Genomic DNA, 20200 nt, shown 5'->3' on the forward strand with positions numbered 1-20200 from the left:
ACGCGGCCCTCGCCGCCTAGCGCGGCATTTCCACTTCATGTGACGCAGCCCACTCGCCCAGAGCGGGCCGCAGGCTCGGCAGGTCGAGCGACATCAGCCGCGCCATCTCATCGCGCAGCTCGCCGAATGTCACGGAACGGATCATCGCTTTGAGCGGTCCGATCGCGCTTGCCGGCACGGACAGGGTCTCAACCCCGATCGCGAGCAGCGCCAGCGCCATCAGCGAATCTCCCGCCTGCTCTCCGCAATAGCCGATCGGCTTGCCCGCGGCTTTCGCTTCCTTGACCGTCCGGCCAAGGAAGGAAACAAAAGACGGCGAGAGCGGGTCATAGCGGCGGCTGACGGCATCGGTCTCGCGGTCGGCGGCAAAGAAGAACTGCGCCAGATCATTCCCGCCAATCGACAGGAAGTCACATTCGCGCGCGATCTCCCGCAACTGCCACGCAGCCGCTGGGATCTCGATCATCGAGCCGATGCGGATTTTCGGTGGCTCGCCATGCAGCTTGCGATAGCGGTCGAGCTCCTTGTCGACCATCTTCTTAGCCGTGATCAGCTCCTCGCGGGTTGTCACCAGCGGGAACATGAAGCTGAGGTCGCGACCACGCGCAGCAGAAATCAGGGCACGGATCTGTGTCCGCATCAGACCTTCGCGGTCGAGAGACATCCTGAGACCCCGCCACCCCATGGCCGGGTTCGCCTCACGCGGGCCAGTCATGTAACCTGCACGCTTGTCCGACCCGATATCTGCTGTTCGGAAGATGACCGGCTTGTCGCCCGCCGCATCCATGATCTGCCGGTAGAGCGTCTCCTGCGCGGACGCCGTCGGCAGGCTCTGACCGAGCAGGAATTGCAGCTCTGTCCGGAACAGTCCGACCGCCTTGGCGCCGGTTTCCTCCAGATGCGGCATGTCGATGAGAAGGCCCGCATTCATTTGCAATTCGATCCGCACACCGTCTTTCGTAACGGCAGGCTCATGGCGCAGGCTTGCATAATGGGCCAGCGCCTCACTGCGGAGGCGGGATTTGTCGGCAAAGGCGACCCTTGTCGTCTCCGGCGGGCGCAGATGCACCTCACCGGTCGAGCCATCAATGATGACCTCATCCCCGGCTATGGCCAGATCGACAATCTCGGGCAGGCCCGAAACCATCGGTATACCGAGCGAGCGGGCAATGATCGCCGCATGGCTCGTCCCCGCCGCCTCGCCGACGACAACGCCTTTGAGCTGCGGCGAGTGATATTCGAGGAGTTCGGCCGGCCCCAGGGATTCGGCCAGAAGAACGGCGTTCTCCGGCAGCTCGCCCGGACCCGTCGATGTATCACCGGACAGAACACGGAGCAGACGCCGCGTCAGATCCTCAAGATCATGGAACCGTTCACGCAGATAAGGGTCAGAGACTTCCCGCATCTTCTTGCGGTTTTCGGCCTGCACCTGCTCGACGGCGGATTCAGCACTCAGGCCCGCGAGGACCTTTTCGGTCATCTTCCGTGCCCAGCCCTTGTCATAGGCGAACAGGCGGAAGACTTCGAGCACTTCGCGCGTGCTGCCCGACAGGTTGGGGTCGCGCGCGATCATGTCATCGACGGACTTCTGGACTTCGGCGATGGCGTCTTCAAGCTTCTGCTTCTCAAGCGCCACATCGCTGGCAAAGGTCGGGTGCGCGCGAATACGCGGATCACGGCGGAAGACGATGCCATGCGCAATCCCGGCAACGATCGGGCTGCCTTTCGCGGTCTCCGGTTTGTGCAGGAGGGCTGCGACATCTTCGGTGTCGCGCGCTTCGAGCAGCTCACCTGTCGCGACAATCTCGGCCAGAATGGTCGCAACGGTCTGCGCGACTTCCAGCTCATCATCCGTATAGACCCGTTCGGTCCGGTTCTGGATGACAAGGACGCCGAGCACCTGCCCCGACCGGATGATCGGCACACCAAGGAAACCGTTCAGATCGTCCTCGCCGGTTTCTTCCCGATAAGAGAAAGCCTCATGCGATTTGGCGTCCTTGACCTGCAGCGGCTGTTTGCGCCGGGCGACCCAGCCGACAAGGCCTTCATCCATCCCCATCCGCGTGACGTGGATGGCCGACTGCTTCAGGCCTTCTGAGGCAAAGAGTTCGAGCACATCGTCCGGACGCCGCACATAGATCGAGCAGACATCGCCGACGAGGCTCGCGGCGATAGTTTTGGCGAACTGGTCGAGCCGGTCCTGCGCCGTGCCGCCGGTCTCCGCCATGATCTGGCGCAGGCGCTGGAGCAGCGCGCGCGGGGCTGGCCGGAGCCGCGGGCCGAAGCCCGTCTCTGTCACGTCGCTGCTCATGCGCCTCCTTCGGACACCTCACCGAGCCCGAAGGCATCATGCAGGGTACGGACGGCAAGCTCGGTATAATCCGCCGGGATCAGGGCGCTGATCTTGATCTCGGAGGTCGAGATGTTGTGGATGTTGATGCCCTTCTTGCCGAAGGCGGCGAACATGGTCGCGGCGACACCGGAATGGTCATTCATCCCGACCCCGATGATCGAGACCTTGGAGACATCCTGGTCCGCCATCAGATCGGTAAAGCCGATCTCATCCTTCAGCCCGGCAAGGATCGACTGCGCCAGCGAGAGGTCCGCTTCCTTCAGGGTGAAGGACATGTTGGCCGACTCACCGGCCCGCGCCTGCGACTGGACGATCATGTCGATATTGACCTTCGCATCGGCCAGCGCCGTGAAGATGATGCCGGACTTGCCCGGCACGTTGGGAACCCCGAGGAGCGAGATGCGGGCTTCCGCCCGGCTCGGCACAACGGCGGAGACAGTGCGGCGTTCGATGATATCGTTTTCATCCATGATCAGTGTACATGCTCCATTTTCACCCGGTTCGGTCAGGCTCGACAGCACCCGGATGGGCACGCCATGCGCCATGGCGATCCCCACGCTGCGCGTATGCAGAACCTTTGCCCCCACCGAGGCCATTTCCAGCATCTCCTCAAAGGTCAGCCGGTCGAGACGCCGGGCCGAGGCAACGATCCTCGGATCGGAAGTATAGACGCCATCGACATCCGTGTAGATGTCACATCGGCAAGCTTTGAGCGCCGCGGCCAGCGCCACGGCGGTCGTGTCCGAGCCGCCCCGACCGATCGTCGTGATCCGGCCATCGGGACTGACCCCCTGGAAACCCGCGACAACGGCGACTTCGCCCTGCTTGAACGTGTTCGCCAGCGTTGTGGTATCAATATGGTGTATCGTGGCGGCGCTGGGGGTGTCATCGGTGCGCATCGCCACCTGCCAGCCGAGGAAGGACCGCGCGGCGATCCCTTCGCGCTGAAGTACGAGCGCCAGAAGCCCCGCCGTCACCTGCTCGCCGGAGGACACCACCGTGTCGACATCGGCATTGCGGTGCAGACCTTCGCCGGCCGCCGCCGCCGCGAGCCCGACCAGCCGGTCGGTCTCCCCGGCCATGGCCGAAACCACGACACAGACTTCCTTGCCAGACGCCACTTCCGCCGCGACATGGCGAGCAACCCGCTCAATCCGGGTGAGATCGGCGACAGATGTGCCGCCGAATTTCATCACCAGACGATTGTCGAGCCGGTCCTTTGGCCGAACTGCGGCACTTGCGGTACTTGCTGGCAAACCGGAAACCCTCCACCCAGATAAGAATTTGCACTGCTAGGGCAGTCTGCGGCATCTCGCAATCGCACCAAAACTGAGCACAGGATAAGCAAATGGCTCACGGAACGACCACAATCGACGCTTCAGAGGTTGAGAAATTCTCAGCCATCGCTGCCGAATGGTGGGATCCTTTTGGCAAATTCAAGCCGCTGCACAAGTTCAATCCGACCCGGCTGGCCCTGATCAAGGACCGGATCTGCGCCCATTTCGGCCGCAACCGGGAGGATATCCGCCCGCTCGAAGGGCTCCGCCTGCTCGATATTGGCTGCGGCGGCGGGCTGGTGTCAGAGCCGATGACCCGGCTTGGCGCGCAGGTCACGGGGCTCGATGCGGCGGAGAAGAATGTGAAGACGGCGTTGGCCCATGCGCAGGAAACCGGGCTCGACATCGACTATCGCTGCACCACGGTCGAGGAACTGGCCACCTCGGGCGAGCCGCAATTCGATGCGGTCCTCAATCTCGAAGTCGTCGAGCATGTCGCCGATATCGACCTCTTCCTCGGCAAGTCAGCAGACCTTGTCCGCCCCGGCGGGATGATGGCCGTCGCGACGATCAACCGCACACTCAAAGCCCTCGCGACCGCCAAGATCGGCGCGGAATATATCCTGCGTTGGCTACCCGCCGGCACGCATGACCCTCGGAAATTCGTGAAACCCGCCGAGATCCGCAAAGCGCTTGAGAAATCCGGACTGCAGATCGAGTCTGTCTCCGGTGTCTCCTACCGCCCGCTGCAGGACAAATGGGCGGTCAGCGAAGACCTCTCGGTCAATTACATGATGTTTGCTTCAAAACCGGACGTGAGCTGATCATCATGGCACCCAGGGGCGGTCCCCGCGCAGCGGCGCCCCCTCCTTCAGCCGGTAGCCCTCGCGGGTGAGGTAAAAAGAGATCGGCCCGCGCGCGGCGGATGTCTCCTTGGTGATCAGCAGGGCCGCGCAAGAACCTTTGAGGTCTTCCGCCGTCCACAAGGGCGCAATGACGATCTCCGCCTCGCGGCAGGCCCGCGCCGTCGCCTCTATCGTCTCCGTATAGGTTACATCGAGCCCATAGGCGGGTACCTGACAGACACCCTCCTCGCAGACGAATTTCTCAAGCTCGCGTTTCTCTTTGGTCACGGCGAGGCTTTCGCGCCACTGATCGACGGTGAAACGGGCGCGCTGGCGCGACAGGATCGACAGCTCACCTGCCTGATCGATCGCGCCGACATTTCGTAGATCCTCCGAGATCAGAAGAACCGGCTGGGGCGAGAGTGGCGCCAGTCCCATGCCGAGCAGGATCACCCCAACCCCAGCCCATCGCCATCCAGCCCGGAAGAGGCAGAGGATCAGCATTCCGCCCATCACTAGCCCCCAGGCAATTCCCGACCATTGCGCAATCGGCATGACCGAACCGGGGCGAGAGGCAATCATGTCCGTGACCTGAATGATGGTGCTGAGCGCCCAGCCGACGACTGGCCAGACGAACTGGTCGAGCCCTAGCGGCATCAAGACCAGCCCCAAGACCGCCCCCGGCATGACGATCAGGGTAAAGAGCGGCATTACGGCCATATTGGCGCCAAGGCCATAAACGGCGATGCGGTTGAAGTGGAACATCGACATCGGTGACGTCGCCATCCCCGCAATCAGGCTGGTCAGGAACAGGGCGCCGATGAAGCGAAGGAAGCGTGTCGGCAAGCGGCGGTCGCGCGGTGTCCATTGCTGTTCGCGCACGAATTCATAGGCCGCAACCAGCGCCGTCACGGCAGCAAACGACATCTGAAAGCCTGCCCCCATCACAGCTTCGGGGGAAAGGATGATGATCACAACCGCGGCGATGGCGACATTGCGCAGTGAGATCGCCCGCCGGTCGGCAAGGATCGCGAGAAAGCCGATCAGCGCCATGATGAAAGCCCGCTGGGCCGACACCGGCGCGCCGGAGATCGCCAGATAAACGATGCCGCCAAGGATCGCGCCGACCGCGGCCCATTTCTTGATTGGATAGCGCGCCGTCCAGCCGGGATGACAGGCAAAGATGAGCCGCAGGCTGAAGAACAGGAGCCCGCAGACGAGCCCCATATGCAGCCCTGAAATCGCCAGCAGATGCGCAAGGCCCGTATCCCGCAAAATATTGGTGATATCGGGCGGAATGCCGTCGCGCTGCCCCGTCACCAGTGTTGCAGCTATCGGGGCGCCCGCCCCCGGGGTCAGCCGCTCAATTCGTGCGGCGATCCGGTCTCGCAGTCGCTCGATCCGTATATGGAGGGAGTTGCGGCTCGCCGCCGCTTTGATCTCTGGCTGGGCATAAAGAAAGCCGACCGCGCCGATCCGGTCATAATATAGCTGGCGGCCATAATCGAACCCGCCGGGTAAGGCTGGACCCGGCGGCGGCATCAGCTGGCCAAAGACCCGCACCCGGTCACCGGGATGAACATCCATGCGGTCGCCGCGCCAGGTCACACGGATTTTCTCCGGGATCTGATCTTCGGTGAGGGCGCCGATTGTATCCGGCGCGATCGTGAAGCGCTGATCGCCCGGCCGATCCTCCCGCAATAAAAGCGTGCCTTCTATGCCTGTCGGCCCCACCGCACGCGGCAGGATCGGCGCCGATACACTTGCCGTACGGATCGTTGCGAGGAGCAGACCGAGGAGGAAAAAGAAAATCAGCCTTGATCCGAAGGAAGAGTATGCCGCCCCGCGGCGGGAGGCCCATATCCACCCCGCCGCAGGCAGGAGCGTTGCGAGCAAGACGAACAGCAAAGAGGGCTCGGTCGGCAATGAGAAGTAGACCGCAACGCCGGCGATCATCAGGACGGGTGCCCACAGGATAAACCGCCCGGTCTCGACCGCCGCCCAGTGCCGCGCGAGACGACCAGCAGCCAAAAGCCGCTCCTTTGCGCCTTCCTTCGGTCGGGGCCGACCCCTCGCCCCTATTGAAATGTCACCTGCCCCTGTCACGCCAAGTATATTGCGGTGCCCGGCGCGCAACCGCCAGTCATCATGTCAGAAGGCTCACCCGCATCAGCGACGCTTTCGCCCGATGGAGAGGCAGCAATTCTTTGTTTGCGAGGCCATCTTGGCGGATCGCGCGCAGGGCCCTATCAGTCGCCCCAATGACCAAACCGATCATCACCCGCTTTGCCCCCTCGCCGACCGGCTATCTGCATATTGGCGGGGCCCGCACCGCCCTTTTCTCCTGGCTTTATGCGCGCGGCGCCCATGCGGGCCCGGGCTCTAAATTCCTGCTGCGCATCGAGGATACCGACCGCGCGCGCCATAATGAGGACGCGGTCACCGCGATTACCGAGGGGCTTCAATGGCTCGGTCTCGACTGGGATGGCGAGCCGATCAGCCAGTTTGAGCGCGCTGACCGACATGCCGAGGCCGCCCACCAGCTCCTCAAAGCTGGCAAGGCCTATAAATGCTGGCTTGCCGGTGATGGGCTTGATGCCGCCCGCGAGAAAGCCCGAGAGGCCGGCACCCGCTTCACGTCGAAATGGCGCGACCCGAAGGAGCCCACCCCCGATGGGCCCTATTCGATTCGGCTGATGGCCCCGACCGAGGGCGCGACCGTCATTCAGGACGAGGTGCAGGGCGAGGTCAGCTTCCCTAATCACGCCCTCGACGACATGGTTCTGCTACGCTCTGACGGCACCCCGACCTATATGCTCGCGGTCGTCGTTGATGATCACGATATGGAAGTCACGCATGTGATCCGGGGCGATGATCACCTGATCAATGCCGCCCGCCAGCAGCAGCTTTATGAGGCGCTGGGCTGGGACGTGCCGGTCTGGGCGCATATCCCGCTGATCCACGGCGCGGACGGCAAGAAACTCTCCAAACGCCACGGCGCGCTCGGCGTCGAGGCCTATCGTGATGAGGGTTATCTGCCCGAAGGGCTGATGAATGGCCTCCTCCGGCTCGGCTGGGCACATGGCGATGACGAGATTATCCCGCGCGAGAAGGCGCTTGAATGGTTCGATCTCTCCGGGATCGGCAAGGCGCCTGCCCGGCTCGACCCGGACAAGCTCGCCGCAACCAACCAGCACTATATCCAGGACATGACCGGCGAAGCCTTCCTCGAATCGGCCTTGCCCTTCCTCGAGAATTCGCCCAGCGATGCCCAGATGGAGCGGCTTGCCCGCGCGGCCGACGACATCAAGGCGCGCTGCCGCCTTCTCAGCGATATCGGCTCAGCTGCGGCATATTTGCTCAACGAACGCCCCCTTGAGATCACCGGCAAGGCCGCCAAACCCCTCAAACAGGACGGTGCGCAGGAAGTTCTCGCCGGGGTTATTGCCAAGCTCGAGCAATTGGACGATTGGTCCGCAGAAGCTATTGATTCTACTTTGAAATCTTTTGCCGAATCGCGCGAATTATCCTTTGGGCGCGTCGGTCCCCCGGTCCGGGCGGCAGTCACTGCAGGACTTCCTTCACCGGACCTTGGGATAACCCTTCACGCCTTTGGCAGGATTGAGACACTGTCCAGACTTGCCGATCAGCGATGAATGAGTATTGTCGCGCCGCACAATAGCGGCGTTGTTCCGGGCGCAGGCCAAGTCTTCTGCGCATCCTTCTCGCCGAAGGAGCCGGATTTCCGCTAATTCCGAACAACCTTCACGGATGGAGTGACGATCATGGAAAGCAATCTGAACCAGACGGGCACGTCGCGAATCGACGAGGGGGAATTCCCTGTCTATTCGGCGACCTTGGGGCCCGATGTCATCGACATCCGCTCGCTTGCCAAGCAGACCGGCAAATTCACCTTCGACCCCGGCTTCACCTCGACAGCATCCTGCGAAAGCAAGATCACCTATATCGACGGCGAAGAAGGCACGCTGCTTTATCGCGGCTATCCGATTGACGAGCTGGCGGAGAATTCGGACTTCATCGAGACCGCCTATCTCTTGCTGCATGGCGATCTGCCCTCAGGCGAGCAGCTCGATGTCTTCCGCGGCAACATCACCTACCACACCATGGTGCATGAGCACTTCAAGAACTTCCTGAACGGCTTCCGCCGGGATGCGCACCCGATGGCGGTGATGTGCGGCGCGGTCGGCGCCCTCTCCGCTTTTTATCACGACTCAACGGACATCCATAACCCGGAGCACCGGATCATCTCGACCCACCGGATGATCGCCAAGATGCCGACGATTGCGGCGATGGCCTATAAATACATCATGGGTCAGCCCTTCATCCATCCGCGTAATGACCTGCATTACACGGAAAACTTCCTGCGGATGTGCTTTGCGGTGCCGGCCGAGGAATATGAGATCAACAAGGTTGCGGCCTCCGCGCTCGACAAGATCTTCATCCTGCACATGGATCACGAACAGAACGCCTCGACCTCGACCGTGCGCCTTGCAGGGTCTTCGGGCGCGAACCCGTTCGCCTGTATCGCCGCCGGCATTGCCTGCCTCTGGGGCCCGGCCCATGGCGGCGCCAATGAAGCTGCCCTCCGCATGCTGATGGAGATCGGGACAGTCGACAAGATCCCCGAATATATCCGCCGCGCGAAGGACAAGGACGACCCCTTCCGCCTGATGGGCTTTGGCCACCGGGTCTACAAGAACTTCGACCCGCGCGCGAAGGTCATGAAGAAAGCAACGCACGAAGTCCTCGAGGCCCTCGACATCAAGGATCCGATGTTCGCGGTTGCCAAAGAACTCGAACGCATTGCCCTCGAAGACGAATATTTCGTCGAGAAGAAGCTCTATCCGAATATCGACTTCTATTCGGGCATCACGCTGCGCGCGCTTGGCTTCCCGACCGACATGTTCACCGCCCTCTTCGCCCTCGCCCGCACCGTCGGCTGGATCGCGCAATGGCAGGAAATGCTGGAAGACCCGAACCAGAAAATCGGCCGCCCACGTCAGATCTATACCGGCGCCGACCGCCGCGATTACGTGCCGATCAACGCGCGGTAACTATCCGGATGGGAGGTTGGGTTGCCAGCCTCCCTCAAACATTACTCCGGCAAACCGCTAAATCTCCTCAGTCCTCGCCATATTTGCGCTTGAAATCCTCAGCCTTGCGCTTTTCTTCTTCTACACGGCGGGAATCAGCTTCGGCTTCCTCGATACATTCATCGCGCTCGCCTTCGCATGTCGTGGTCGCACAGGCGGTGAGCGTGAGCCCCGCCCCAAACAGCATAAGCATTTTCAACATTTTCTTCCTCCCTTTGGGGAGGCATTCTCCGCCTGTCAGGCAGGGGTTGAAAATGAGCAATCAGTCAGGTTGCAGCCAGACGGCTAAGCCCCTCACGGCTCGACGATGTGATAAAGTTCGTCCGCATGCAGCGCGCCGTCCTTCCAGTATACGGCGACGAGCTGTTTCTCGATCCGCTCAAGGAGGAGAACCGCACCATCTGCCTCGGGCAGTGACACTTCGCCGAGCCCCATGGGCAAGCCTTCGCCCGGCGCGATCCAGTGCCACGCTTCGGCCTGATCGACATAACCGGAGGGCATGTCGCCCTTCACCTCATCAACGCCGATCAGGCTCATCCATGTGCCCGCCCGGCAGAGCGCCAGCGCCCGTTTGCCGTCTGATTTGCGTTTGACCTGTGCAACCTCGTCAAGCGCGTCATCGCCATCGATATCCCCGCCGAGCTTCCTCGGCAGATAGCGCGCTTCCAGATCATACGCCCCCAGATCAAGCCCGCAGCCCCCGAACGCCTCACGGTCCTCATCGAGAAACTCGAAGGACGCCTCATCAAGCAGCTTGTCACGCTCGCCATTTCCGCGCGGCCAGGACAGGCAGGCCTCGAACTTCACGTAATTCATCCGGGCCCGCTGGCCCTTGGCAAGCGAATGCCCAGATAATCCGTAGTCGATCACTTTCAGCCAGCCGATCCCGTCATCGGGGCCGGGCTCCATCAGCCGGGGACCCGAAGGGTCCGGCGACGGCTTATAGCCGCCCGTCCCGACCAGCGCAGGGGAGATCACAAAGGCGCGCATTTCCTGCGGCGCATTGACCGAGCCGTCATTGGGTCCGGTATTGTCCGCATTGCGGAAATGCCAGCCGAACAAGTCACGCGGATTGGGCACGCCATAATGCGGCGGTGTCAACGAGGTCAGATCCGTCGCCATGCCGATCTGGGCATTCTCGAACAGCCGGATGACATAGCCCTCCTCGACCGGCATCAGGGCAAAAACCCAGCCATTATCGAGCTGCTGGAACAGGGCTTCGTCACCGGCGACATAGGGCAGATAAGCAGGCGAGAGTTTGCCCTCGCTGTCGCGCCCGTCAATGCGCACTGCATGGCGTTCGGGCGTCGGATCGCAGCTCTGCGCCCAGGCGGGCCCCAAGCCCAGCCAGCTCAGGCAAATGAGCAGGCCGATACGGACATTCTGCATGACGTTCTCCCCCCGCCCCGCAAAGGGGCGTTTTCTCTCCTTGTTACACTTTGAATTGAAAAGCTCACAAACCACAATAGATTGCTGGCTACGGAGAAGAGGTAGCGTGGCGTGGCTCCACGTGAAGTAAGAAGGGGAATGAGATGAAACCCACCAAAATGGCCGTATTGTTATCGGCAGCGACACTGCTCGCGGCTTGCGGGGGCGGCGATGAAGCCCGCGAGGCGCAAATCGAGAAGGCCGCAAAACGAAGCGGCGTCGATGCGGATGTTGAGCTCGACAGTTCTGGTGAGATCACGAAAGTCGAAATCAAAAACGGGGATCAGCGTGTCGGACAGGGCCTTAAGCTCCCCTCCGGCTTTCCCGATGATGTCTCGATCCCGGATGGCTGGAATGTGATCCACACAACGCCCGCTGCGCAGGACGGTTTCATGGTTCAGGCTATGACCGGTGATTCAGTTGAGAACGTTCTCTCCAGCATACGGACGAATTTGCAGTCCGCGGGTTGGAACGAAGTCGCCTTTGCCGAACCCGCCCCGACGATGAAGCAGCTTGGCTTTGAGAAGGACGGCCGGATGACCAATGTGAACCTGATTATTCCCGGTGACGGAAATGTCAGTGTCCAGCTTATCACCATGCCAAAGCCCTGAAATACAGGCATAAAAAAAGCCCCGCCATACTCGGGCGGGGCTTGTGCATAGTCGAGAGCAATCCCGTTAGCGCTTCGAGAACTGGAAGCTGCGGCGGGCTTTCGCTTTACCATACTTCTTACGTTCGACGGCACGGCTATCGCGCGTGAGGAACCCGCCTTTTTTCAACACGGACCGGAGACCCGGTTCGTAGTAGGTCAGCGCCTTGGCAAGACCGTGGCGCACAGCACCTGCCTGGCCAGACGGGCCAGAGCCCTTGACCGTGCAGAACACATCGAACTGGTCCAGACGCTCAGCTGCTTCGAGCGGCTGTTTGAGGACCATCTGCAGAACCGGACGGCCGAAATACTCGGCGATGTCCTTGTTGTTGACCGTGATCTTGCCGTTGCCCGGCTTGATCCAGACGCGGGCGACAGCCGTTTTCCGGCGGCCGGTCGCGTAAGAGCGGCCATGCTCGTCGATCTTCGGCTCAGCGGGAACAAATTCCTCGCCAGCGCTGGCCGGGGTGTCGCTCACAGCAACACCGGCGTCAGAAGCAATATCCTTGAGGGCGTCGAGGCCTTGGTTTGTTTCACTCATGTCTCGTCAAAATCCTCAGCCGCGGATGGTGTTTTTGGGGTTCATGGACGCAACGTCGATCGTCTCGGGCTGTTGCGCTTCGTGCTTGTGCTCAGGGCCGGCATAGATGTGCAGGTGCTTCATCTGGCGGCGAGCGAGCGGGCTATCTTTCGGCATCATGCGCTCGACAGCCTTGTGCAGGACGCGCTCCGGGAAGCGGCCTTCGAGCACTTTGTCGGCAGTGCGCGACTTGATGCCGCCCGGATAGCCGGTGTGCCAGTAATAGGTCTGCTGCTCGCGCTTGCGGCCGGTGAAGTGGACCTTCTCGGCATTGATCACGATGACGTGGTCGCCATCATCAACATTCGGCGTGAATGTCGGCAGGTGCTTGCCGCGCAGGCGCATGGCGATGAAGGAAGCCAGACGGCCGACCACGAGGTCTTGCGCGTCGATGAGGATCCACTTCTTCTCCACATCCGCCGGCTTGGTGTTGTAGGTTTTCGAAGCCTCGGTTTGCATCGGATTCTTCTTTTCGGGTGGTCAGGTACAAAATCGAAGCGCGGCCTATGCCGCTCCTCTTCACTTCTGTCAATTCCGCCTCGAGAAAAACAGTAAAAACAGGGCATTGGAAATGTGGTTATATCCTACCACAATTTTGAGGGGGATGTTGTACTTCCCGTACCCAAGCCTGTGCAACCTATTGATCGGGTTGAAAACCCCGCTTCTGGCACCCGTCATTCAGAGGGCTTGCCGGTGCCCTTCTCGCCCTTTTTGGGCGGGACAATTTTTTCAAAGCGGCGCTCGAAAGCTTTCGGGTTCTCGTCGCATTCAAGCTCACGAGCGGTCTCGATGAACCGCTTTGATTGTTCAGGATCGTCTTTGGGTTTGCTCATGGGTCGAGATTTACGGGGTTTGCATGGCAATGTCTAAGGATGACACCACGAGCAACGATTCGAGCTTAGAAATTACAGAGCGTCAGCTAATGCTGGATATCTTGAACGAAACTCTTTTGAATATGAAAGATAAAACCATACCCCGTGCTCATATCATCATCATTTTAGAGGAGAGGCTAAATATGCTGGAAAATGATTATTGAATTAAACTTAAAAAACGCCTAGAAGTATCGAAGAATAGATCTTGCTCTATTCCATACATTGCACGGGGATCAAGGTGCTCGCCAACCGGCAGATCCGTCTTAAATACACAAAAACCTACTTTTCCAGCTTGCTCACTTGGTCTAACTAAATCAAATTCAAATAATACTTCAATGTGCTCCTTGCCTCCAAGCACCCTGAGCCAACCAACTGTATCTTCATCGAGAATTACTTCTGTATTGTGCATCAAGCTAACAATATAGAGTATTATATCTTGATAATTTTCACGAAATCCATCTTCTTGATATTCAAATAGCAACTTATTATGCTTCAACACATAAATAAGATCATCAAAAAAGGTAGTAGAAGAGTAAGGTTGATTGACCCGAAGTGTGCTCAACAGGTAATTAGCCAACCTCGCCTCGCATTTTTCAGCAGTTTGGAAGCGAAGTGTTCCATCAGCATTAACAAGAAAGCAATTTGAAAGATTCTCAGCTGCCAATTTTGCTTGTTTCCAAGTAAGTCCTGATCGGTTGGGAAAATCCTTTACAGTTGTTCTCTTCCAAGCTGATAGTACAACTGATTTAGTAAGTGGCGGTAGCTTTAGTGCATCGAGGCGACCGTCCTTAGACAGTGACACAACAAACCTCACCCCAAACCAAAAATTTAGCGAGTAGGCGTGTATTAGCCCCTGATTTCTTGCATCTTCGTGATGCACTAGATCTCCAACATCTTTGACACTCTGCCTTCCGAGTGATCGGCTGCGGATATAAGATAGGAGACGGTGCAGTTCCTCTAATCGAAAATTGCCCGTTGCCATGCGAGAAACAATCGCACGGTAGAGATCTAGTTTGTTATCTCGTCGTTTATTGCGCATCTTAGTGGCGCGAAGCTACTCTGTTTTCGTCAGCCTGATGATACGTCAGCCGCTTGCCGACTAGACCGGCAACAGCAGCTTCCGTCCGTTCCATATCGTCAATGCCAAGCTTGGCGCGGTTGGAGTAGCGGAAATCAAACTCACCTGCATAGCGGTGCAGATGCTTCTTGGAGCAATGTTGGTACACGCCGCGAAGGCCGCGCTTCATGATGGAATAGAAGCCTTCGATGGTGTTGGTGTGGATCTCACCCCGGCCCCATTGCTTCTTGGAATGCACGACATATGCGTGTGCATATTCAGTGTCCAAATTCTTATAGACGCTGTATTCGTCCGTAATGACGCGGGCTTCTGCGTCGAGGTTGTCGCGCAGGATCGGCAGGATTTCGGCTTTCGTCGCGCGCTCAATATGGAATGAACGTGCGCGGCCTGTGTCGCGGTCTACCAGCGTCAGGACCACGGCCTTTTTCTTGTATTTGCCACGTGCGTTGGAAGTCTTGCCGCCTACATAGGTTTCATCGACCTCAACAATGCCGCCACCGCCGCCAAAGGGTGCCAGATCGCCGGTGCGCATTGCTTCACGAATGCGGTGAGAGAGGAACCATGCAGACTTCACCGTCACGCCAAGCGTGCGGGAAAGCTGATGGGAGGAGATGCCCTTTTTCGAGGAGCACATCAGGTAGATCGCTTGAAGCCATTTGGTCATCGGGATGTGCGAGGATTCCATCAGGGTTCCGACCTTGACCGTGAACGGCTTGCGGCAGGTGTAGCATTTGCGCACGCCGATACGGGTGGAATTTCCTTTCAGCTCGCCGATGCGTTTTTTCTCGCCGCAGCGAGGGCAGGCAGGGCCTTCCGGCCAAACGCGCGCCTCAACCCATTCGTAGGCAGCTTTTTCGTTATGAAAGAAGGGCTTGGAAAGAATGGACATGATGACGCGCTCCCGATGACACTAATCTAGGTATCGGAGTTGGGTACGTCAAGTATAACATGCCCATTTTGAGCCCTGCCATCTAGCCCTCTGATTTTGTTATGCTAGGTGACGCGGGAAACCAGATTTCAGGGCCCCTTCATGACCAGAAAATTTTTCGGCGCCAGCCTCCTCTGCCTCACTCTCATCGCCTGCGGCGGCAAGGATGAGGAGCCGCCGGTCGAGGACACCCCTGCGGCCGAAGAGGCGCCGGGTCAGGAAATCGACGTTGTCGATCCCGAGCCTGAAGGCCCCCTGATGATCGACGTCACGCGCGTCCTTGGCACGTTCGAGGGCGAGGTCACGGGGCTCGCCTTCTCGCGCAACCAGCAGGATGTGCAGGGCTCGACCCTCCTCGCCGCGAACGGCACCGCCGGGGTGGCGATCATTCCGACCGAGGATGGCGGTGCGCCGTCTGTCTATAATCTTGTCGACCGCAGGGTCGTCGCGGTGGCCGCGACCAAGGTCGGCGAGAACCCGCTGATCGCGATCGAGTCGACACAAGACGGGCTCTCCCAGCTTGATATCGCAACCTTCACCGCCGAGCGCTCAGAGCTCGTCGTGATCGGCAGCATCGCCTCGGGCCTTTTCGGCACCGCGTCGGAGTTCTGCTTTGCCGGGGAGGCCCTCTTCCGGGTCAACACAGACAACGGCCTCAGCCGTCATACGGTGACGACCGCGGAAGGCGTCGTCGGGGTCACCAGCGAGCCTGTTTCCGCCATGGCCGCAGTCAGCCACTGCGCCAGTACCGGCGGCACGCTTCACATCACCGGCCCCGAGGGCAAGCAGCAGGTGCTCACCCCCAAAGGGACCGCGATCCTGACCGAAATGCCTTTCGATGATGCCCCGGCGGATATTGCCGATATGGCGGTCATGCCGCTCGAAGGCGGGAACGAGATTTTCTTTGCGCTCGAGAATGGCAGTGTAGAGATCGATGATGAGATCTTCACCTTCACGATTGACGGCGCGCCTGTTGCTGTCTCCCGCATCGCCATGGCCCCCGGCAATTTCGGCGGCGTCTATCGCAAGGGCGCGGTTGCGGTCCTGACGACCGACAACCAGCTTGGGCTTGTCTCCTGGCTGAGCATCGCGAACGCGCTCGACCTCAGCGCTGACAGTGTCGAATGGAATGGTGAGGAAGAAGAAGTCGTCGAGGACTTCGTCCCGCAGATCGAGCTGCCCGCCCCGCCGGTCGAGCAGTAAGCCAAGGCAGGATTTTTCCCGGCCTTCTAAGCTCTGTCATTCCGGACGAGGCGCAGCCTCGATCCAGAACCCATACATCCCGAATTATGGGTGCCGGGCCCGCCTTTCATGCGTCCCGGCATGACAGTTCAGTTTTGCGGTGAGATGGTCTTGCTGCCACTCAAATCATAAGCCGCAACAATCGTCAGGGCGAGGAGCATCAGCGCGCCAAGCTGGTGGAGAAGCCCGAGGCTCATCGGCACGACGGCCACCAACGTCCAGATCCCGAGCAGCATCTGCAAGAACACCCCGCAGAAGATCGCCGCGCCATATCCCCTCGCCTTTCCTCCATTCCACGTTTTCAGCATGAGGAAGGCCGCAAAGACGAAGATGAGATAAGCGCCGGTCCGGTGGTTGAACTGCACTGCCTCGATCGTCTCGAACATGTGAGAGAGCCCCGCCGCGCCGTTGAAATACCCTTCCGGCACGAATTGCCCGTCCATCAGCGGCCAGGTGTTATAGGTCTTGCCCGCGCGAAGGCCCGCAACGAAAGCGCCAAGGATAATCTGGCAGAAGAGCGCGGCGCCGAAGACAAGCGTGAGCCTCCCCAGCCCCGCCTTTGTCGCCGCCCGCCCGGGGGGACGCACCAATGCAATCCACTGCCAAACGACAAGGCCAAAAAGAATAAACGCCGTGCCCAGATGAAGCGCCAGTCGGTACTGGCTGACATCGACGCGCTCGGAGAGACCGCTTGCCACCATGAACCAGCCGATCGCGCCCTGAAGCCCTACCAGCAAGAATATCGCCCAGAGCCGCAGGCGGAGCCCGCCTTTGACGACACCGCGCACCGACCAGTAGAGCAGTGGGAAGAAGACGAAAAGCCCGATGAACCGGCCAAGGTTCCGGTGGCTCCACTCCCACCAAAAGATCTCTTTGAACTCGGCGAGGGACATGCCGAAATTCACTTCCTCATATTCTGGGATGGTCTTGTATTTCTCGAAGACCTCCGCCCAAGCGGCATCACTCATCGGCGGCAGGGAGCCCATGACGAGGTCCCATTCGGTGATCGACAGCCCGGAATCGGTCAGGCGCGTGGCCCCGCCGACCGTGACCATCAGCGCGATCAGCCCGGCGAGAATAAAGAGCCAGGCGGCAATCAGCCCCGGGCGGGAAGTATTGGTCATCTGCATGACGGCGGCTTATATGCCCTTCTCACCCGAACGCCAGCGCGGCGTTAGGACGCGATAGAAGACAGGAGCCGCCAGATGCATCCACGGCAGAAAAAGCTGATCCTCGTGCTCGCCGCGCCCGTCTTCCTGCTGCTCTATGTGATGTTCGCTCTAGCACTCAGCGAATTCGTGCCGAAGCACTGGCTGGTCCAGCTTGTCTTCTACATTCTTGCCGGCACGCTCTGGGCATTCCCGTTAAAGCCCGTCTTCATCTGGGCGAATACCCCGCCGAAAGAGTAATCAGGCCGCGACAGGCTTCTTTGTGACCTCTTTGATGCAGGAAATCAGCCTGCTGAACAGGATCGGCTTCTCCAGGGTGTAGTCGGCCCCGATATCGCGAAAGCTGTCCGGCCCTTCGCGCCCAGCATGGGCCGTCACGACGATAATCGGGATGTCCCGGTATGGCGCCTGCATCATCCGGATCCGGCGGATCGCTTCATCGCCCGTCATGACCGGCATCTGGATATCCATCAGGACAAGGTCGAATTCATCCTCATCAAGACGTTCAAGGGCTTCTGCGCCGTTCACCGCCTCGATGCAGGACATGTTAGCAGAGGTCACCGCGTGATGCGCCATCATCCGGTTGATCTTGTTGTCATCGACAAGCAGCACCCGCATTGGACGATTGCGGCGGGCAGCAGTTCCTTTAGGCACTTCATGCGCAAGCGCACAGAATTCGACCGGCAGAACGACCGTAAAACAGGTGCCGCCGAGCAGTGACTCCGAGGTGATGATTTCGCCGCCAAGAAGCGCGACCGTCTCGCGCAGGATCGGCAGGGTCACTTCGGCATCATCATAGGGGGTGTGTCCCGCATAACGGTCTGGCGCCGGTCTCCCGAATGATTTCGTCTTCTGTTCAGCGACGGCGCCGCTGCTAGAGACGAGGACGGAAATCCCCTCCTCCGATCGGCGGGCCGCGATGCCGACAATGCCGCTAGGCGTGGTTTTTACGGCATTGCTGACCAACGCCGTGAGGATCTGGCGCAGGCGCTTTCTGTCGGACAGAACCGGTCGCTGGAGTTCCTTGTCACAGGTGATCCGCAGGGTGATGTCCTTGACAAGCGCCATGGGGCGTAGCGCTTCTCCAACCTGCTCGAGCAGTTCGGGCACCAGGACCGGTTCATTCTCTATGCTGATATCGCCGGCGTAGAGCTCAGCGAGGGTCAGCAGTGAATCTATCTGCGCGTTGAGCGATGTGCTCGATTGCAGGATCGTATCGACATGGGCATGGGCCAGTCCCGCGATCAGTCCGTCGAGGATCTGCGCCGCACCGACAACGCCATTAAGCGGTGTCTTCAGCTCATGGGAGAGCATGGCGAGGAAACTCGAACGCTGCTTTTCCGCTTCGATCAGCTGGCGCGATTTTTCTTCCAGTAAGCGCTCCGCATCCTGACGGGCCTTGCGCTCGCGTTCATAGCGGGCGCGCGTGACAAGCAGGTGCTGATCCTCAAGTTCATGCATCGTAGAAGCGCTCTTTTTTGACGATCTCGAAATCGTGAAAGACGCCCTTCTCGTCATGGCCCATCTGCATCGTGACCTCGGCACGCTCCCTGAAATATGCAAAGCAGGCTTCGATCAGGCCATGGCAGAAGGATTCAAGCCGGCGCTCGGAACGATAGCGGAGCGTCATCCGCTTTCCTTCGCAGAAGATCGTCTCAACTGCCGGCAGTCGTGCCTCGGTGCAGAGCTTGCTGACCTCGGCATGGACCTCACTGCCGATTGCCTTGAGCATATCGGTGGCATTGTCATAGCGGGTGAAGAAGACCGGATAGAGTTCCGCGAACCGGCCGAAAAGATGCAGGCCGAAAAGCCGCTGCAATTCATCCGGGGGAATAGAGACATCCGCGCTGAGCACCTCGACGAGAGTGTGCAGCTCGCTCGGGTCATATCGCCCGATGGACGTGTATCCGCCACCGGAACTCAAGGAACACTTGCCGATCACCCTGTCGGTAACCTGCTCGCCGAAATACTGGTCGATTGAGTCCAGGACTTCAGTAAATATAATACCCTTCATAACGGCGCCCTTTCCTTCAACCGGACTGGTCAGCCGGCACGCCTCTGTCGGATTTGATTAAAATCCAATCGATTTTACATTCCCTCAAAAATCCTGGTTGCTCGCTGTTTACCAAACGCGCCCGGCGGAACCCCTTTTCCCCTTGCCTTTGCAGGGGTTTTCCCCTAGCCACCGCGCCTTCGCATGAGCGGTGGTCGATGCGGCCGGGGATGGTCCCCAATGTCATCGAGCCAAAGGCGTCCTCCGGCCCTCCAGCCGGCCGTCTCCGCCGCCAGGTAAAATGGAGTGACCATGCCGCTTTACGAGCATGTCTATGTTGCGCGTCAGGATATTTCCCCCGCGCAGGTTGAAGCCCTCACCGACGAACTTCAGTCGATCATCCGCGAACATGGCGGTGACATCAAAAAGGCTGAGTATTGGGGTCTTCGGAACCTTCAGTACAAGATCAACAAGAACCGCAAGGGCCATTACTCCCTCATGAATATCGAGGCGCCGTCCGCCGCGATCGAGGAAATGGAACGTCAGATGAAGATCAAGGAAGACATCCTTCGCTTCATGACCCTGCGTGTCGACGAGCATGACAATGAACCTTCGCCGGTCATGTCCCGCCGTGACCGTGATCGCGACTAAGGCCCGATAAGGAGACGATTG

The 20200-nt window shown here is 59.6% G+C and carries 21 protein-coding genes; 8 read left to right on the forward strand and 13 right to left on the reverse strand.

The genetic code is table 11. The features are described from left to right. Positions 1-16: 16 nt before the first annotated feature. Together ptsP and DX908_RS04075 are read right to left on the reverse strand one after the other, a co-directional pair. A complete protein-coding gene (ptsP, locus tag DX908_RS04070) occupies positions 17-2311 on the reverse strand; it encodes a phosphoenolpyruvate--protein phosphotransferase (RefSeq protein ID WP_116391160.1) in 2295 nt (764 codons plus the stop codon). Beyond that, the gene (locus DX908_RS04075; RefSeq protein WP_116391161.1) at positions 2308-3546 is read right to left on the reverse strand and encodes an aspartate kinase; all 1239 of its coding nucleotides are present in this window, start codon (positions 3544-3546) and stop codon (positions 2308-2310) included. The genes ptsP and DX908_RS04075 overlap by 4 nt, the downstream gene beginning before the upstream one ends. A 155-nt stretch (positions 3547-3701) precedes the next feature. Between DX908_RS04075 and ubiG the strand changes: the two genes are divergently transcribed. After that, positions 3702-4454 carry a bifunctional 2-polyprenyl-6-hydroxyphenol methylase/3-demethylubiquinol 3-O-methyltransferase UbiG gene (gene ubiG, locus DX908_RS04080; protein ID WP_116391162.1) on the forward strand — a complete coding sequence of 251 codons (753 nt, stop codon included), beginning with the start codon at positions 3702-3704 and terminating at the stop codon, positions 4452-4454. A gap of 3 nt (positions 4455-4457) precedes the next feature. Here the strand turns inward: ubiG and DX908_RS04085 are convergent, their stop codons facing one another. Continuing rightward, a complete protein-coding gene (locus DX908_RS04085) occupies positions 4458-6506 on the reverse strand; it encodes a ComEC/Rec2 family competence protein (protein ID WP_116391163.1) in 2049 nt (682 codons plus the stop codon). Positions 6507-6736: 230 nt separating this feature from the next. Here DX908_RS04085 and gltX point away from each other — a divergent pair, with 230 nt between their 5' ends. Further along, positions 6737-8131: a glutamate--tRNA ligase gene (gltX, locus tag DX908_RS04090; protein ID WP_116391164.1), complete on the forward strand. Its 1395-nt coding sequence runs from the start codon at positions 6737-6739 to the stop codon at positions 8129-8131. Between the two features lie 129 nt (positions 8132-8260). Beyond that, a complete protein-coding gene (locus tag DX908_RS04095) occupies positions 8261-9550 on the forward strand; it encodes a citrate synthase (protein WP_116391165.1) in 1290 nt (429 codons plus the stop codon). Positions 9551-9617: 67 nt separating this feature from the next. On the opposite strand, the gene DX908_RS16235 is transcribed toward DX908_RS04095, so the two are convergent. Together DX908_RS16235 and DX908_RS16885 are read right to left on the reverse strand one after the other, a co-directional pair. Beyond that, positions 9618-9791, reverse strand: coding sequence for a hypothetical protein (locus DX908_RS16235; protein ID WP_158548469.1), 174 nt, complete (start codon positions 9789-9791; stop codon positions 9618-9620). 92 nt (positions 9792-9883) lie between these two features. Then, on the reverse strand, positions 9884-10978 hold the full coding sequence (locus DX908_RS16885) for a hypothetical protein (RefSeq protein ID WP_233508630.1): 1095 nt from the start codon (positions 10976-10978) through the stop codon (positions 9884-9886). Between the two features lie 143 nt (positions 10979-11121). Between DX908_RS16885 and DX908_RS04105 the strand changes: the two genes are divergently transcribed. Continuing rightward, positions 11122-11628 carry a hypothetical protein gene (locus tag DX908_RS04105; protein ID WP_116391166.1) on the forward strand — a complete coding sequence of 169 codons (507 nt, stop codon included), beginning with the start codon at positions 11122-11124 and terminating at the stop codon, positions 11626-11628. A gap of 66 nt (positions 11629-11694) precedes the next feature. Here DX908_RS04105 and rpsI read toward each other — a convergent pair whose 3' ends face one another. From rpsI to DX908_RS16240, 3 genes are all read right to left on the reverse strand, one after another. Next, positions 11695-12207: a 30S ribosomal protein S9 gene (gene rpsI / locus DX908_RS04110; protein WP_116391167.1), complete on the reverse strand. Its 513-nt coding sequence runs from the start codon at positions 12205-12207 to the stop codon at positions 11695-11697. A 15-nt stretch (positions 12208-12222) separates the two neighbouring features. Beyond that, positions 12223-12705 carry a 50S ribosomal protein L13 gene (gene rplM / locus DX908_RS04115; protein WP_116391168.1) on the reverse strand — a complete coding sequence of 161 codons (483 nt, stop codon included), beginning with the start codon at positions 12703-12705 and terminating at the stop codon, positions 12223-12225. Between the two features lie 215 nt (positions 12706-12920). Continuing rightward, entirely contained in the window at positions 12921-13079 is a 159-nt protein-coding gene (locus DX908_RS16240; RefSeq protein WP_158548471.1) for a hypothetical protein, read from the reverse strand. Positions 13080-13102: 23 nt separating this feature from the next. Between DX908_RS16240 and DX908_RS04120 the strand changes: the two genes are divergently transcribed. Beyond that, positions 13103-13282 (forward strand): hypothetical protein, encoded by a 180-nt coding sequence (locus DX908_RS04120; RefSeq protein WP_116391169.1) that lies wholly within the window; start codon positions 13103-13105, stop codon positions 13280-13282. Here DX908_RS04120 and DX908_RS16145 read toward each other — a convergent pair. Together DX908_RS16145 and DX908_RS04130 are read right to left on the reverse strand one after the other, a co-directional pair. Next, positions 13276-14157, reverse strand: a complete 882-nt coding sequence (locus DX908_RS16145) for a hypothetical protein (protein WP_147303723.1) — start codon at positions 14155-14157, stop codon at positions 13276-13278. The two genes, DX908_RS04120 and DX908_RS16145, sit on opposite strands and share 7 nt — an antisense overlap. Position 14158: 1 nt before the next feature. Next, positions 14159-15085, reverse strand: coding sequence for an IS1595 family transposase (locus DX908_RS04130; protein WP_116391171.1), 927 nt, complete (start codon positions 15083-15085; stop codon positions 14159-14161). Positions 15086-15226: 141 nt separating this feature from the next. Here DX908_RS04130 and DX908_RS04135 point away from each other — a divergent pair, with 141 nt between their 5' ends. Beyond that, on the forward strand, positions 15227-16327 hold the full coding sequence (locus DX908_RS04135; RefSeq protein WP_116391172.1) for a DcrB/PsbP domain-containing protein: 1101 nt from the start codon (positions 15227-15229) through the stop codon (positions 16325-16327). A gap of 128 nt (positions 16328-16455) precedes the next feature. On the opposite strand, the gene DX908_RS04140 is transcribed toward DX908_RS04135, so the two are convergent. Continuing rightward, entirely contained in the window at positions 16456-17490 is a 1035-nt protein-coding gene (locus tag DX908_RS04140) for a COX15/CtaA family protein (RefSeq protein WP_199564576.1), read from the reverse strand. Positions 17491-17571: 81 nt separating this feature from the next. On the opposite strand from DX908_RS04140, the gene DX908_RS04145 reads away from it, so the two are divergent. Further along, positions 17572-17775 (forward strand): DUF2842 domain-containing protein, encoded by a 204-nt coding sequence (locus DX908_RS04145; protein WP_116391174.1) that lies wholly within the window; start codon positions 17572-17574, stop codon positions 17773-17775. Here DX908_RS04145 and DX908_RS04150 read toward each other — a convergent pair whose 3' ends face one another. Beyond that, a complete protein-coding gene (locus tag DX908_RS04150) occupies positions 17776-18996 on the reverse strand; it encodes a response regulator (RefSeq protein ID WP_158548473.1) in 1221 nt (406 codons plus the stop codon). It abuts the gene before it with no gap. Continuing rightward, on the reverse strand, positions 18989-19549 hold the full coding sequence (locus DX908_RS04155) for a heme NO-binding domain-containing protein (protein ID WP_116391176.1): 561 nt from the start codon (positions 19547-19549) through the stop codon (positions 18989-18991). Before DX908_RS04155 ends, DX908_RS04150 begins: the two co-directional genes overlap by 8 nt. Before the next feature lie 291 nt (positions 19550-19840). On the opposite strand from DX908_RS04155, the gene rpsF reads away from it, so the two are divergent. Further along, positions 19841-20179 carry a 30S ribosomal protein S6 gene (rpsF, locus tag DX908_RS04165; RefSeq protein ID WP_116391178.1) on the forward strand — a complete coding sequence of 113 codons (339 nt, stop codon included), beginning with the start codon at positions 19841-19843 and terminating at the stop codon, positions 20177-20179. The last annotated feature ends 21 nt before the right edge of the window (positions 20180-20200 follow it).

The sequence above is a fragment of the Parvularcula marina genome (assembly GCF_003399445.1).
GTDB lineage: Bacteria > Pseudomonadota > Alphaproteobacteria > Caulobacterales > Parvularculaceae > Parvularcula > Parvularcula marina.